The sequence below is a fragment of the Pseudomonas sp. CFBP 8770 genome (assembly GCF_014841705.1).
Lineage (GTDB): Bacteria > Pseudomonadota > Gammaproteobacteria > Pseudomonadales > Pseudomonadaceae > Aquipseudomonas.
Genome location: NZ_JACYUL010000007.1, coordinates 370858 through 385713 on the forward strand (window position 1 = coordinate 370858; position 14856 = coordinate 385713).

The window sequence follows — 14856 nt, forward strand, 5'->3', positions numbered from 1 at the left end:
CACACCGTCGCCGCACGATCCACGGCGCCTATCGCCCCAGGGGAGCAACATGCTGGACTCATTCTTCAAGCTCAAGGCGCACAACACCAACGTGCGCACGGAAATCCTCGCCGGGGTCACCACCTTCCTGGCCATGGCCTACATCCTGTTCGTCAACCCCAGCATTCTTGGCGAAACCGGCATGGACAAGGGCGCGCTGTTCGTTGCCACCTGCCTGGCCGCCGCCATCGGCTCGGCGATCATGGGCCTGATCGCCAACTACCCGATTGCGCTGGCGCCGGGCATGGGCCTCAATGCGTTCTTCACCTACACCGTGGTCCTGCACCTGGGCCATAGCTGGCAGGTTGCACTGGGTGCGGTCTTCATCTCGGCGGTGTGTTTCTTCCTGCTGTCGATCTTCCGCATCCGCGAATGGATCATCAACAGCATCCCCCTGCCGCTGCGGTCGGCCATCGCTGCGGGCATCGGCTTGTTCCTCGCACTGATCGCGCTGCAAAACGCCAAGATCGTGGTTGCCAACCCAGCCACTCTGGTCGGCATGGGCGATCTGTCGAAACCCGAACCGGTACTGGCGATCCTTGGCTTCTTCATCATCGTCGCACTCGAGGCCCTCAAGATCCGCGGCTCGGTGCTGATCGGCATCTTGCTGATCACCGTGGTGTCGATCCTGCTTGGGGTCACCCCGTTCGGGGGTGTGGTATCGATGCCACCTTCACTGGCGCCGACCTTCCTGCAACTCGATATCAAAGGCGCATTCGATGTGGGCCTGATCAGCGTGATCTTCGCCTTCCTGTTCGTCGACCTGTTCGACAACTCCGGCACCCTCATCGGCGTGGCCAAGCGCGCCGGCCTGATGGGCAAGGACGGCCACATGCCGAAAATGGGCCGCGCCCTAATCGCCGACAGCACCGCGGCGCTGGCCGGCTCGCTGCTGGGCACTTCGACCACCACCAGCTACATCGAATCGGCCGCCGGCGTCAGCGCAGGCGGCCGTACCGGCCTGACCGCCATCGTGGTCGCCGTGCTGTTCCTGCTGGCGCTGTTCTTCGCGCCCCTGGCCGGCAGCGTTCCAGCATTCGCCACCGCGCCCGCCTTGCTGTTCGTGGCCGTGCTGATGGCCTCCGGGCTGGCAGAAGTCGACTGGGACGACATCACCGTCGCCGCCCCGGTCCTGGTCACCGCACTGGCCATGCCGCTGACCTACTCGATCGCCAACGGCATCGCCTTCGGCTTCATTACCTGGACAGCGGTCAAACTGCTGAGTGGCCGGTGGCGCGAACTCAATTCGGCACTGGTCGTGTTGTCGATCATCTTTGTCATCAAACTGGGCTGGTTCGGTGGCTGATCGCCGCGCTGCGCGCACCGTCGCATGCCACGCGCAGCCTAAGCGTTTGATCGCACGCATAAATATTTTGCAAAGGGGTGTTGACACAATTTCGTTTCAGGCGAATAATTCGCGCCACTTGGCTACATAGCTCAGTTGGTTAGAGCATAGCATTCATAATGCTGGGGTCCGGGGTTCAAGTCCCTGTGTAGCCACCAAGTACGATCCACAGATGTCTACAGCAGTCTGTGAGTCACCTCAAGAAGCCCGCCTCGTGCGGGCTTTCTTGTTTCTGGGTTTCTCGCTGTACCTTCCCGCCGTATGACGAGTGAGTGTCGTTCCATGCCAACACTTCGGCTTCGACATTGGCTATAGATGAGCATTGGCGTATTTCTCGATCTGCTATGCAGATATCTCCGGCATCATCAGGATCGTTTCGTGAGCGGTATTGCCCTTCAGTCCTGACACAAATCTGCGTCACCAAACCTACGAGACCCTGGCAAGTCTCTTACCAGACGATTTGTTCTCAATCAGTCGACGTTCGGATACAGTCTTGGTTTGCAGGGGTATCGCCGTTTCCGGCATCTACAGGCAGGTAAACCGATAGCCCCTTCCGTTAAAGCTGCGGACAATGCAAAGAGAACCGTACGATAAGGCTTACAAAACTTAGATACAAATGTCGACTACATAACCTGCACGGCATAGCGTACTGTATGAATGAACAGGTATTGACTTCTATGGGTCATTGACATATTGCTTGAAATCTACATAATTCCGCACCATTTTTACAAGCATCAGACGATCAGCCAGCCTAGGGAGGAGTGGTCATGCTAGACAGCGAAGCAGTTGCCAACTACTTCATCCAAAAGTCGTTCGATACGGGTGTCCCGCTTACGCCCATGAAGCTGATCAAGCTCGTTTACATTGCTCACGGCTGGCACCGCGGGTATTTTTCCCAGAATTTGATCAACGATGCGGTGCAAGCGTGGCGGTACGGTCCAGTCATCCCTGACCTCTACCAGAAGGTCAAGAAGTATGGCCGAGATAAAATTTACGCACCCATCGAGTGTTATGGAGTAGCTGGCGACTCACAGAACCCTCCTCCTAATCCTCAAACGCTGCCTCTTTTGGATAGAGTTTGGAATTCATATGCCAACTACGATGGGGTTGCGCTTTCGGCAATGACTCACCAGAACGGCACCCCATGGGATCGCACATGGCAAGCTTCTGGTGGTGATCAATATCATGGTGCCATCATTCCGAATGATTGGATCGAGGAACACTACAAGCACAAAATTGCGGTAGCGTCTCAGCATGCAGCAGGATGATCCCTTTGCCGCCATTGGATCGGCAGGACCTCATAACGCCACTCCCCAAGACCTGAAGAAAGCAGAAAAAGAAAAAAGCGTTCTTGAGGATCCTAAAGTTAAGGTCCAAAAAGAGGTCCACTCGCTAGCCATCTTTGCTTTGAGGTTTGGCGCCATCCTTTTCGCTGTTCTAATCATTATTCGGTTCTGGCATCTGGCCGGACCGAACGCTATTTTCGGAGAGAGCGTACGGTGGCTGACTGACACCGAGCTTCAGTCCATGGACAAAATGCTCTTCAGCAGTGCTTTTGGAGGGCTAGTACTCGGTTACCTCAAAGAAATCATGGCGCCTATCAGAAGAGACTGAGCAGGGGTGCACCTCATCGGAACATATCAGTGACCGCAAGGGTATTGATGATCGAGTTCAGCCACCAAGTACGATCCACAGATGTCTACAGCAGTCTGTGAGTCACCTCAAGAAGCCCGCCTCGTGCGGGCTTTCTTGTTTCTGGTTGTCTGGCAAGCCAGGCGGATTACCAGCGATACGCCACGGTCCCCAGCACCGTGCGCTCATCACCCCAATAGCAGCGACCGGCGTTGTTGCAGCCCGACACGTATTCCTTGTCGAACACGTTCTTCGCGTTCACGTCCACCGACCAATGCTTGTCGATGTCATACCCGACCAAGGCGTCAACCAGCGTCACATCGCCCGCTTTCAGCTTGCCGTACAGTGTCGGCGCCGTGTAGGCAAAAGTACTGTCGAAATAGCGCACGCCGCCGCCCAGACGTAAACCGCTCAGCGCACCTTCCAGGAAGCGATATGTCATCCAGGTAGACGCCTGATTGCGCGGAATGCCCGTCAGTTGACGATCCTCGAACAATGACCCCGGCGCATCTTTGGTCACCCGCGCATCGGTATAGGTGTATGACGCAACCAGACTCAGATTGCGCGTCACATCACTGTTCACCTCAAGCTCGACGCCTTTGGACTTGCTCTTGCCAACTTGCTGGCTGAAACCGTTGCTGCCTGTCACTACGTCGCGAGATTTGGTCAAGTCGAAAACCGCAGCGCTGAAGGTGGTGTTCCAACCTGCAGGCTCATACTTGAGGCCCACTTCATACTGTTCGCTGAGGATCGGATCGAGCAGATCCCCGTTGGGCTGCGACGACTGCTGTACGGGCGTGAAGGCAGTGGAATAGCTGACATAGGGAGAGATGCCGTTTTCGAACTGGTACATCACGCCCGTCTGCCAGCTGAACCGATGATCCCAGCCGTCAAGATCCGTGGCCGCTACCGCTGCACTGCCTGGACGAGCCGCGCTGGCACGGTTGCGGTATTGGCTCTGCACCCAGTCCTGACGCCCGCCCAGCAAGAAAATCCAGTTCTCGTACTTGCTCTGCAATTGCCCATACGCACCGTACATGTGTTGATCGAGCTGGGAGTTCTGCACGTACTGTGACGCGTTCGGTTGAACTGTCGAAAACACCGGCCTGAATACATTGTAAGTACCGCCCAGGCCTGCATTCCAATCCTGATTGAATGAAGTACGGTCGTAACTGGCGCCCAGCAATACCGTGTTCTCAAGCGCCCCCGAAGTGAAGTGCCCTTCGAATTGGTTGTCCACCGAATAAGTGATCGACTTGTTGTCGCGATCATACGCAGTGCTGCTCAACGTGCTTCCGAAGCCGGCCTGATTCAGATTGTTCGGCCAGGTTTCATGGCGGTTCAAACGTGATTCCATGTAGCGCGAGTTCTGCCGGAACTGCCAGACGTCGTTGATCTGATGGCTGAACTCGTAACCCAGGGTCCAGGTTTCGCGCTCGAAATCATCCCAACTTGGATTGCCGTTGAACTGGTCCCTGGCGATCTTGCCGTTGACGTTATTGAGCAGTGTCCCTGCCGCAGGGTAGCCCAGCAGCAGTTTGGTGCGGTCGCGCTGGTAGCTGGAGAGCAGGGTCAGTGCCGTGTCCTGGTTGAAATTGAACGTCATCGACGGCGCGATGTAGAGGCGGTCGTCCGGCACCGAGTCAACTTGCGTATCGGCATTGCGGCCCAGCATCACGATTCGCCCCAGAATGCGGTTGTCGTCCGTCAACGGGCCGGACACATCGATTCAGAGCTGGCGACGGTTGTTGCTGCCATAGGTGAATTTGGCCTCGCCTTGCGCCGTTTCGGTCGGCTTCTTGCTCACCAGATTGACCAATCCGCCGGGCGCATTCTCACCATAGAGAATCGAGCTGGGGCCTCGAAAGATTTCGGTCCGCTCCAGGCCATAGGGCTCGGTCGTGGTGTCGTAGCGGTTACCTTGCAGGCGTAGACCATCCTTCAGCAAACCATAGCCATAGTCGGTGGCGTTGTAACCGCGGATGGAAAACAGATCACCGGCCAGGCCGTCACCGACAGCGAAAGGCGGCGCGAAAATGCCCGGCACGTAGCCGAGAATGTCGGTAAGGGTCTGCGAGCCCTGGTCTTGAATGCGTTGGCGTGTCACCACCGAAACCGAACGCGGAGTCTCGGACAAAGGTGTGCTGGTTTTAGTACCCGCAGTGCTGTTGCGTACCTGATAGCCCACTGTCTGCTGGCTTTCCGGTGCTTGTTCGCTGATGACGAGGTCCTGTAATTGCAGAGCTGCGTTTTTCCCTACAGGCCTTGCCGTTGCTTCTTCGGCAGAAGCCATCGTCTGCCAACTGAATGTGGCAACAACCAAAGCCAAAGAATTCATGCCGAGATTCATCTTGTTATTGCAAGCCATCTACCTTCCCCTCCCCTGAAGATCCCGCGAAAGCCAGCCCATTTTGTAACGGTATATATCGGGGTGGAAATTAACATAGAGTGATTCGCATTAACATTATTGTTATCGCAGGAGAACCCTCTTAAACGACTTAAGGAGGTAGGCGTGCGCTTTTTTTCGCGCACCCACTTTCCCCATCTGCAAATTGCTACCATGACCGTCATTTCCCACCCGGAGGTCTACATGCGCGCAACCGTGCTGGTGCTGGTCGAAACCATCAACGACTACGTTTCGATTCTCGAAGATCAAGGCTACGAGCTGATCATGGCGCCCTCACCGGTAGCCCGCGCGCAGGCCATCGAGCAACACGCAGATCGCATCGACGCCGTGCTCACACGCGGGCCACTAGGTCTGACGGCAGATGAAATGGCAGCGCTGCCCAAACTGCGCATCATCTGTGTGCTCGGTGCGGGTTATGAGAACGTTGACCTGCCAGCCGCCAAGGCACGCGGCCTGACCGTGACCAACGGGGCAGGCGTGAATGCATCGTCAGTGGCAGACCACACCCTGGCGCTGCTGCTGGCCCTGATGCGCGACATCCCTGGCGCCGATGCATCGGTACGCCGAGGCGAATGGGCCAAGACCATGCGCCCGTCGGTGGCGGGCAAGCGCCTGGGCATCATCGGGCTGGGCGCTGTTGGCTTGGCAATCGCCAAACGGGCCGCGTTGGGCTTCGACATGAGCGTGAAGTACCACAATCGGAGCCCACGCGCCGGTGTGGACTATGGGTACTGTTCCAGCCCGGTGGAGCTGGCTGCGACCAGCGACATTCTGGTGGTTGCCACGCCAGGGGGCGCGCAGACTCGCGCCATCGTCGACGCCGGCGTGCTGGAAGCGCTTGGCCCTCAGGGTTATCTGGTGAATATCGCTCGTGGCAGCGTCGTGTCGACGCCCGACCTATTGGACGCCCTGCAGACGCAAGCCATCGCGGGTGCTGCGCTGGACGTCTTCGACAACGAGCCCAACGTACCCGATGCGTTGAAAACGCTGCGCAACGTAGTCCTGACGCCTCACGTGGCCGGCCTGTCGCCGGAAGCCACACAAGACACAGTGAAGATGGTCGAACGCAACCTGAGCGCGTTCTTCGCCGGCGAGCCTGTGCTGACACCGGTCCAGCTCTGAAACGTGTGGGAGCGGAGCGGGCCGCGAGCCCGCTGCTCCCCAGCCTGATACGGGGATCAGATCACCCCACAGGCCATCCGCGCCGCACCACCACCCCACGGCGCCGGTGAATCGGCATGGTTGTCACCACCGGCGTGCACCATCAGTGCATGCCCTTCCACTTCACTCAGCTTTTTCAAACGCGGCGCCAGCACAGGATACGTAGCGGTACCGTCGGCGTTCACATAGATCGCCGGCAAATCACCCAAATGCCCCTTCGCATCGTAAGGCCCCAGGTGCTTGCCGGTCTTCTGTGGATCGAAGTGCCCGCCCGCCGCTTCCGCCGCCGACATCTTGCCGTCTTTCATCGCCGACGCGCAGCTGCCGTTGGCATGCACATGGAAGCCATGCACGCCTGCGGGCAGCGACTTCAGCTGCGGGGTGAACTGCAGGCCATAGGCCGTTTCCTCGATCATCACCGTGCCGATCGGCTGAGGTGCGCCCTCGGCGCTGACCAGGTTGATCTGGACTTCCTTGGATGCCGCATTGGCGCTACCGATCGACATCGCTGCCATCAGTGCCAGCCAGCCATAAGACTTCATCGTGCCTCCCTCGCTTCGCGTTTGATTACCGTAAAGGCCACGACCCAAGCCGTCGCCCATCCGATTCAGAACCCGAATGCAGCCCACTCGTTCCTGACCATCAATCCAACGCGCGCAAACGGTACTGCGGTGGCAATTGATCGAAGCCACTGATGGTCACGTCCAGGCTCTTCCAGCGGCCGTCCTTGATGCCATAGATACAGCCATGCACCGACAGTTCCTGACCGCGGTGCCAGGCATTCTGGACGATACTGGTGTGCCCAACGTTGGCCACCTGCTGAATGACGTTGAGCTCGCACAGCCGGTCGACCTGCTCTTCTTCGTTAGGCAAGGTCGCCAGCGTTTTGCGGTGCTCGTAGTACAGGTCGCGAATGGTCCGCAGCCAGCCATCGATCAGCCCCAGCTGACGATCCTGCATCGCCGCGCGCACACCGCCGCAGCCATAGTGGCCGGTGACCAGAATGTGTTTGACCTTGAGCACGTCGACCGCGTACTGAATCACCGACATGCAGTTCAGATCGGTGTGCAGCACCACGTTGGCAACGTTGCGATGGACGAACAGATCGCCTGGCAACATGCCGACAATCTCGTTGGCCGGCACGCGGGCGTCCGAGCACCCGATCCAGAGGAATTCAGGAGTCTGCTGGCGTGCCAGTTTGGCGAAGAACTCCGGATCCTCTTCCTTGATCGCTTCGGCCCAACGCGCGTTGTTGTCGATCAGTTCCTGTAGATCATGCATGTTCAACCCTCGAGAATCATTTGGATTATGACTGGCCCTGGCTGTACAAGGTCACGGTGAGTGGGGACAAATCATGCTGAATCTTTCCACGCGTGTGGGGGTCAACCCTATCTAGACACACACCAGAGGATTGCCGTAATGACTGACTCCCATCGCCCCTACGATGCACCACAACCCAGCCCGATCGACGACACCGAAGACCGCATGGGCCAGGTTCGAGAGCTGAATTTCGATGATGCCGACGGCCCAAGCGGCAAGATCGGCGACGTCATTCCTTCAGATGAGCTGGAGCAGCTGGTGCCTGACGAACGCGCCCGCGAAGCAGGACTGACCGGCGCTTCGATGGATGATCACAACCCGACCGACGACGACATGAGCCCTGAGACGCTGATTCATGAGGATGGCGCACGTTCGCCCGATGAGCCAGGCGACAGCGGGGCCGCAGATCAGGAACTCAGTTTTGTCGACGAAGACGACATCGGCGGCGGCGACGGCCTGGATGAAGAAGAACTGGCGCTGATCGACCCACTCGATGGCAAACGCTGAATCCACTACGACCACCGATCACTGTCCGAGGCAATCTCGGGCAGCTGTCCGGCGTGCTATTCGAACAGGGTGCAGGCCATCACCAGCGCATCTTCGCGCCCTCCGGCCATTGGATAGTAGTCGCGCCGCTTGCCGATCTCATTGAATCCATAGCGCTCGTACAAACGGTAGGCCGACTGATTGCTGGCTCGCAGTTCCAGAAAACATTCACGCCCGCCCAGCTCGTAGGCCCGCGTCATCAGCCGCTCTAGCAGCTGCAAACCCAGCCCACGACCCTGATTTTCGGGCTTCACGGTGATGTTCAGCAGATGAGCTTCATCGATGATGACGTTTAGAACGCCATGGCCGACCTGCTGCTGCCCGTCGAACATCAGCCAGATCTCGTAGGATTTCAGGCCGTCGAGAAAAATACCCCGCGTCCATGGATGCGAGTAGGCAGCGAATTCGATCTTCAGTACGGCATCCAGGTCTGCCTCGGTCATTCGACGAAAGCTTACGGCATCACTCATCACGGTTTTTCCAACGCGGTATCAAACGGCGCATGGCTTGCCACACGGCCGCCTTGCGCTCGGGTTCATCCATCAACAACTCAAGGCCCGGCAGCGCCCAGGCGGCGCCAAGCCCCTCCACTTCCAACTCTCGGTTGTAGTCTTCGGCATTGGCACGCCCGGCAAAGCGAATCGCCGGCAGCCCAACCAGCCACAGGCACGTGCACGGCGCCTGTTCGAGCTGAGCCATGACGAAGCCCTGAACGAAATCGCAGGCTGCATCCGGCCCCTGGTCCAATTGACCGCGCTGCAGCAGCGGCCAGCGGATCGGTTCGCCCAGAATCTGTGGCGCATCGGGCAAACCGGCAGCACGCAGCATGTCCTTGAGCAGGAGATAGGATGGGTCACGACTCTGGAACGCCTGCCCCGTGGCCAATTCCACCAGCACCAGACAAGGTCCGGCACGCAATACCTGAAGGGCGAAGCGCGGCGGAAGATTGGCCGGCTTGGCGACCGCCGTCTCCACGGCCACCTCGGGCACGGCAGTCACGGCCGGGCGGGTGCTGCTCGGCCGCGGCACCTCGATCCTGGGCCGCTGAGGCTTGGCAGGCTCGGACCTGGCAGCCGCCACCGCGGGTGGCGCACTGGCCACCGCTGCCGCCGGCACGTCTTGATCCACGGCCTGTACTGGCAGCGGCAACGCCTCGACATGCGCCAGCACGCTGGCACACGAAGACGCGGCGAACGGCAGTTCGGTACGGGGCAGCCAGTGCACGACCTGCATGGCGTCCAGGTAGGCGCGGCGACGGGACTCGTTGAGCAAAGGTCAGCCATCTGTGGGTGAGTCGAGGCGGTGGATTCTACCGATGTTCGACACAATGTGCCGCCAAGTTTTGCGCACGCCGTCGCGTGCAGCGCAAATACCCGCCTCGTCATGCAGTACAATCGCGACCCTTTAACTGGCATGAGTCGACCAGCCGATGATCGAACCCAAGCGCGTGCTGCGCGCCCTCGCCGACCACTGGGCCCTTCTGGAGCCGCTGTGCGAGCACTTCGACCAAGGCACCCTGAGCCTGGTCGAGCTGCGCCAGCAACTGGCTGCCCAGCGCCTGGAAAGCACTGCTCAGGAGATCACCAGCCTGCTCGACACCTGGATCCGGCTGGACATTCTGGTGCCTGTCGCGAAAAGCCCCAACCGCTTCGAGCTCAATGCGCAGATCCACGACTTTCTCGCCTATCTGCGGCGCGAGCACCGGCTGGGTCTGTGCCTGGAGATCGAAGCCTACCTGCGCCACCTCGAACGTCTGGCCGGACACATTCAGGATGCATTCGATATCCGCGACGGCAATGACCTGGCTCGGCAACTGCGGCTACTCGACATGCGCGTGCGCGATGTCCTGAAGAAACTGGCGAATGACGAACAGGCCCTGGTCGCCGTGGCCGAGCGGGCGAAGACCCGCGACCGCCAGGTAGCCCTGCGCCAGCGCTACGCCGAGGTCCTCGCGACCTGGGACGAATACGTCGAACCGATGATCCAGCTGGTCAACGCCGATGGAGCGTTCGAGCAAGGCGTGCGCAAGGTCGAGAACGTCCTCCTGCGCCTGCTTGGGGAGCAGCAGCGCCTCGGCCACCTGGTCGACGACGACATGCTGCTGCGTACCCACGCGCGCATTCTGGAAATGCAGACTTGCGCTCAACTGACCTTGCGCCACGCCCGCGAACTGCTGTTGCCGCTGCGCGAGGAAGCACGTCGGCACAACGCCGTGACCCGCGGCGCGGCCCTCGCGCTTTCGGCCATTCGCCGCAGGGGCCTGGACGCCGTGCCGCAAGCCGCCCTGCCGTTATTCAGCCGCCCGCAAAGCACATTCCTGGGCAGCGCCAGCCAAGTCGAGGCCTACGTCTACGCTCTGGCCCGCTTCGAAGCCAAGCCGGCGCCCTTTCCCAAGGCGCACAAGAGCGACACGGCAGGCACCCAGCGCGCGCCCCGCACGGTCAAGGAAATGCTCGAACGCTGCGGAAATGCCCTGCCGATGCCCGACTTGATGCTCTGGCTTCTCGACCAGGAACCCGATGGCGCCACCGACGACCTGCTGTACTGGTTCTCACGCCTCTCGCGTGACAAACGCTTTGCCCGACAGCGCCTCGAACGCCGCGACTACCACACCCGCGAGCATCAGCTGAGCCTGCGCTCCTTCGCCCTGCTTTCCAGCGCCGAGCCCGCCGTCGCGGCCGCCCTGGCACACTCTGCGAGCACCGATCATGCATCTTGACTTGAACGAACTGACCCACCTGGCGCCGATTTTCCGCGAACTGCTCAAAGGCTTCCACATCAGCCGCCGCGATCCCGAGTTGTACTCACAGTTGTCCAATCTCCAGGACCTGTACCGGGGCTTGTTCAAGGCCCTGGGCTACGAGCTGGTGTGCGACACCCGCGGCTTCTACTATTTCGTGCCCGAACAGGCTGCCACGCAAGTCAACAAGACCGCCCAGCGCCTTTCCCTGTTTACCTTCATCCTGGTCGAGCACCTGGCTGACCAAGGCCGTGATCCGATCGCTGTGCTGGATGGCGGAAGCCTTGGCCGCGATGAGCTGCCGGCGCTTCTGGACAAGTACCGCGACCTGTTCCTGCAGGCAGAAGTACAGACCCAGGAAGAACTGGAAGAGAAGATTCTTCGACGCATGACCCAACTGGGCTTCACCGCCGAAGACAACGGCATCTACCGCTTCCTGGCGCCGATGCATCGGTTTCTCGACGTGTGCCTTTCAGTGCAGCAGGACCGCGACCTGGCCGCCAGCCTGCACAGCGCTCTGCCCCTGCCGGTGCCGATGCTTGTCGACGAAGATAGCGACGACAGCACCGACGAACAGGCCTTGGCCCGTGCAATAGCCCAGGAACGAGAGGAGTTCGACACATGACTCAGGAACGCTACGGCATCCGCCGCTTCGCCCTGCTCAATACCGCAGGCTACAGCCTCGGACTGTTTCCGCTGGAGCAGCCGTTGTCGGTGTACGGCGCCAACAACCTGGGCAAGAGCGCCTCGATCAACGCCCTGCAGTTTCCAATCCTGGCGCGCATGTCCGACATGAGCTTCGGCAAGTACACGCTGGAACAATCGCGCCGCTTCTATTTCGCGACCGATACCAGCTACATCCTTTGCGAAGTGGTCCTGGCTCACGGCCCCCATGTGATCGGCGTGGTCGGTCGCGGCCCCGGCGGTGGGTTCGGCCATCAGTTCTTCGCCTACGCGGGTGAACTGGACCTTGCCCACTATCAACAGGACGGCACCTGCCTGCGTCAGAAGGAGCTGTTCGGCAACCTGGAACGCCAGGGCCTCAAGGCCTACGAACTCAAGCCCGAGGAACTGCGCCGCCTACTGGTGGGCGGTCACACCAGCGTACCGCTCGACCTCACCCTGATTCCGTTGCGTTCGACCAGCGAACAGAGCCTCAAGACCTTTCGCGCGCTGTTCATCAACCTGCTGCACATGCGCGAAATCACCGCGGCGAAACTCAAGCAATTGTTCCTCGATGCGTTCGAGCACAGCCTGCGCTCAGGTAGCGTCGACTACATTGCAGCCTGTGAAGAAGCCTTCCGTGATGTCCGCCGCATGGAGCAGGACTACAACGCACTGGTCGCCGCCGGCCCTCTGGTCGAAGCACTGGCCAACGGCGTCGCCCAGCGTGACGTGCTGCGCGGCAAGCTGCACCGCCTGTCACCCCTGCTCGATGCGCTGCTCGGCACCTGGCAGGACTACGCCGGGGCGCGCAAGGAAGAGCTGGTCATCCAGTCTGAACATTACCGCAACGAACAAGACGTACTGCAGGACAATCAACGCGGGAGCACCCAGGAACTGATGCGCCTGGCGCGTGACATCTCGAGTGTCCAGCGCTGGCTTGGCGAGCTTTCAGTGCTCAAGAACCGCTTCGCGCTGGTCACCGACGTGCGCATGCTGGAGCAGCAGTTGCTGGCTGCCAAGGATGCCCACGACGAGCTGGCCGGCGCCCTGGCACAGTCTCGGCAGTTCAGCGCACAAGATCTGCAGGAGCGCGTCGGCGACATCGAACGACGCCTCAAATCCATCCGCCAGCAACTGGAACACGCCGACAACAACAGCTACGCGCGACTGCGCGAGGAGTTCTCGCAACAGGATGTCGATCGACTGATGCGCCTGTTCAATGGCGCCCTGTTCAGCCTGCCCACAGGCCCACGAGGCCTGGACCTGGATGACAGCAACGCCTGGGTCGATACCGTGCAGAACGTGCTTGACCACTTCAAGGGCGAGCGCTTCGAGCTGCCCGGAATGTCCATCGACCTTTCAACCATCGAGCCGCCGGTGCTGCAGGCGTTGGCCGATCGCGCCGCGCTGCGTGAGCAGAGTGCACGTCTGGAAAAGGAGCTGCAGCAGCTCAAGACCCAGCAAGGCGTGGCGGCCGACCTGTCCGCGAGCAAATCTCGATCCGAGACGCTGTACCAACAGGTCCTGGATGCGCAGAAGGCCCTGGAAGACTACCGCCGTGCCCAAACCCTGAGTGTCGAGGAACAGGACAAACTCGAGCAGCTCGCCCAACTCGAGGCGGCTCAGGACGAACTGGCGCGGGCAAGTGACGGTTTCACCGAACGGGTCCGACAGCTGTCGGCCAAGTTGCAACTGGTCGGCCGGCAGATCGCCGATCTGGAAAGCAAACAGCGCACCTTGGACGATGCCCTGCGTCGTCGCCACCTGCTCTCGGCCGACCTGCCCTTCGGTACGCCCTTCATGGAGCAGGTCGACGACTCGATGGACAATCTGCTGCCCCTGCTCAATGACTATCAGGACAGCTGGCAAGGCCTGCAACGTGTCGATGGACAGATCGAAGCCCTGTACGCCCAGGTGCGCCTCAAGGGCGTGGCCAAGTTCGACAGCGAAGACAACGTCGAGCGACGCCTGCAGCTGTTGATCAACGCCTATGCCCATCGCACCGACGAGGCCCTGACCCTGGGCAAGGCGCGTCGTGCCGCGGTCACTGACATCGCCCGGACCCTGCGCAACATTCGCAGCGACTACGACAGCCTCGAACATCAGCTGGCCCTGTTCAACCGCGAGATCAACAAACGCCAGGTGTCCAATCTGCAAAGCTTCCGCATCGTGCTGGCGCCCAACAAGGATGCCCTCAAGCATATTGATCAGATCATCCACAGTGCAGGCCAGTACGAAGAAGGCGAGACCCTGTCCGTGTTCGACCTCAACCAGAGTGTGGAGCAGGACAGCAAGAACGAGGAGGCGAAGGAGTATCTGGCCCGCATGGTCGCGGCCAACCACAATCAACTCGGCCTTAAGGACTTGTTCGAGCTGGCCTTCGAAATCACCAAGGTCAACGGTCAGCCGGTCATCCACACGGACATCGATGGCGCAGCGTCCAATGGCACCACCATGACCATCAAGGCGCTGACCAACATGTACCTGTTGCTGCACCTGATGGACCGCGATCAGGCCGGCCGGATTCGTCTGCCTTACTACTTGGATGAGGCCGCCGACATCGACGAGCGCAATCAGGCGGCCCTGCTCGAAACCAGCCAGCAGTTGGGTTTTACCCCGATTCTGGCCAGCGTAAAGCCGCAGGTATCCGCCCATGTCGCCATCGACCTCGAAGGCGGCAGCAGTAGTGACGGCATCTACATCGATGAAACGGACTGGAAATTCATCCGCCGCCACGATGAGTTGACCAAGGCTGTTGCGGCACTTGAAGTCGAGGCAAGTCAATAAACGAACGGTTCACACCAAGCCCCGCCATCGCGGGGCTTTTTTAAGGCCCGCTGTTGGCATTCAACGCTTCGGGGACGCCCGAACTACAGGGCCGGAAAAGACAAAACCCCTACCTGCTCGCGCAGATAGGGGTTTCGGAATTGAATCTTGACGATGACCTACTCTCACATGGGGAAACCCCACACTACCATCGGCGATGCATCGTTTCACTGC

At 60.0% G+C, this 14856-nt stretch carries 12 protein-coding genes, 1 tRNA gene and 1 pseudogene; 9 read left to right on the forward strand and 5 right to left on the reverse strand.

The features are described 5' to 3' along the window. Positions 1-49: 49 nt before the first annotated feature. From IFT98_RS17865 to IFT98_RS17880, 4 genes are all read left to right on the forward strand, one after another. Positions 50-1345 (forward strand): NCS2 family permease, encoded by a 1296-nt coding sequence (locus IFT98_RS17865; RefSeq protein WP_192050440.1) that lies wholly within the window; start codon positions 50-52, stop codon positions 1343-1345. A gap of 120 nt (positions 1346-1465) precedes the next feature. Continuing rightward, positions 1466-1542, forward strand: a tRNA-Met gene (locus tag IFT98_RS17870). Positions 1543-2151: 609 nt separating this feature from the next. Then, on the forward strand, positions 2152-2652 hold the full coding sequence (locus IFT98_RS17875; RefSeq protein WP_122713566.1) for a Panacea domain-containing protein: 501 nt from the start codon (positions 2152-2154) through the stop codon (positions 2650-2652). Continuing rightward, positions 2639-2998, forward strand: coding sequence for a hypothetical protein (locus IFT98_RS17880; RefSeq protein WP_192050438.1), 360 nt, complete (start codon positions 2639-2641; stop codon positions 2996-2998). The genes IFT98_RS17875 and IFT98_RS17880 overlap by 14 nt, the downstream gene beginning before the upstream one ends. Positions 2999-3164: 166 nt before the next feature. On the opposite strand, the pseudogene IFT98_RS17885 reads toward IFT98_RS17880, so the two are convergent. Continuing rightward, positions 3165-5309 (reverse strand): annotated as a pseudogene (locus tag IFT98_RS17885) (TonB-dependent siderophore receptor). A gap of 297 nt (positions 5310-5606) precedes the next feature. Here IFT98_RS17885 and IFT98_RS17890 point away from each other — a divergent pair. Next, a complete protein-coding gene (locus IFT98_RS17890; protein ID WP_192050822.1) occupies positions 5607-6545 on the forward strand; it encodes a 2-hydroxyacid dehydrogenase in 939 nt (312 codons plus the stop codon). A 56-nt stretch (positions 6546-6601) separates the two neighbouring features. Here the strand turns inward: IFT98_RS17890 and sodC are convergent, their stop codons facing one another. After that, positions 6602-7126 (reverse strand): superoxide dismutase family protein, encoded by a 525-nt coding sequence (sodC, locus tag IFT98_RS17895; RefSeq protein WP_192050435.1) that lies wholly within the window; start codon positions 7124-7126, stop codon positions 6602-6604. Between the two features lie 100 nt (positions 7127-7226). After that, on the reverse strand, positions 7227-7865 hold the full coding sequence (can, locus tag IFT98_RS17900; protein WP_192050433.1) for a carbonate dehydratase: 639 nt from the start codon (positions 7863-7865) through the stop codon (positions 7227-7229). Between the two features lie 138 nt (positions 7866-8003). Here can and IFT98_RS17905 point away from each other — a divergent pair, with 138 nt between their 5' ends. Then, positions 8004-8411: a serine kinase/phosphatase gene (locus IFT98_RS17905; RefSeq protein WP_192050431.1), complete on the forward strand. Its 408-nt coding sequence runs from the start codon at positions 8004-8006 to the stop codon at positions 8409-8411. A 56-nt stretch (positions 8412-8467) separates the two neighbouring features. Here IFT98_RS17905 and rimI read toward each other — a convergent pair whose 3' ends face one another. Together rimI and IFT98_RS17915 are read right to left on the reverse strand one after the other, a co-directional pair. Further along, positions 8468-8920: a ribosomal protein S18-alanine N-acetyltransferase gene (rimI, locus tag IFT98_RS17910; protein WP_192050429.1), complete on the reverse strand. Its 453-nt coding sequence runs from the start codon at positions 8918-8920 to the stop codon at positions 8468-8470. Further along, positions 8913-9722, reverse strand: a complete 810-nt coding sequence (locus IFT98_RS17915; protein WP_192050427.1) for an energy transducer TonB — start codon at positions 9720-9722, stop codon at positions 8913-8915. Before IFT98_RS17915 ends, rimI begins: the two co-directional genes overlap by 8 nt. Before the next feature lie 157 nt (positions 9723-9879). Between IFT98_RS17915 and mksB the strand changes: the two genes are divergently transcribed. Genes mksB through mksF form a run of 3 tightly spaced genes read left to right on the forward strand, consistent with a single transcriptional unit; the run spans position 9880 to position 14643 of the window. Then, entirely contained in the window at positions 9880-11169 is a 1290-nt protein-coding gene (gene mksB / locus IFT98_RS17920; protein ID WP_192050425.1) for an Mks condensin complex protein MksB, read from the forward strand. Next, positions 11159-11815 carry an Mks condensin complex protein MksE gene (gene mksE / locus IFT98_RS17925; RefSeq protein ID WP_192050423.1) on the forward strand — a complete coding sequence of 219 codons (657 nt, stop codon included), beginning with the start codon at positions 11159-11161 and terminating at the stop codon, positions 11813-11815. The genes mksB and mksE overlap by 11 nt, the downstream gene beginning before the upstream one ends. Then, on the forward strand, positions 11812-14643 hold the full coding sequence (mksF, locus tag IFT98_RS17930) for an Mks condensin complex protein MksF (RefSeq protein WP_192050421.1): 2832 nt from the start codon (positions 11812-11814) through the stop codon (positions 14641-14643). Before mksE ends, mksF begins: the two co-directional genes overlap by 4 nt. Positions 14644-14856 lie beyond the last annotated feature (213 nt).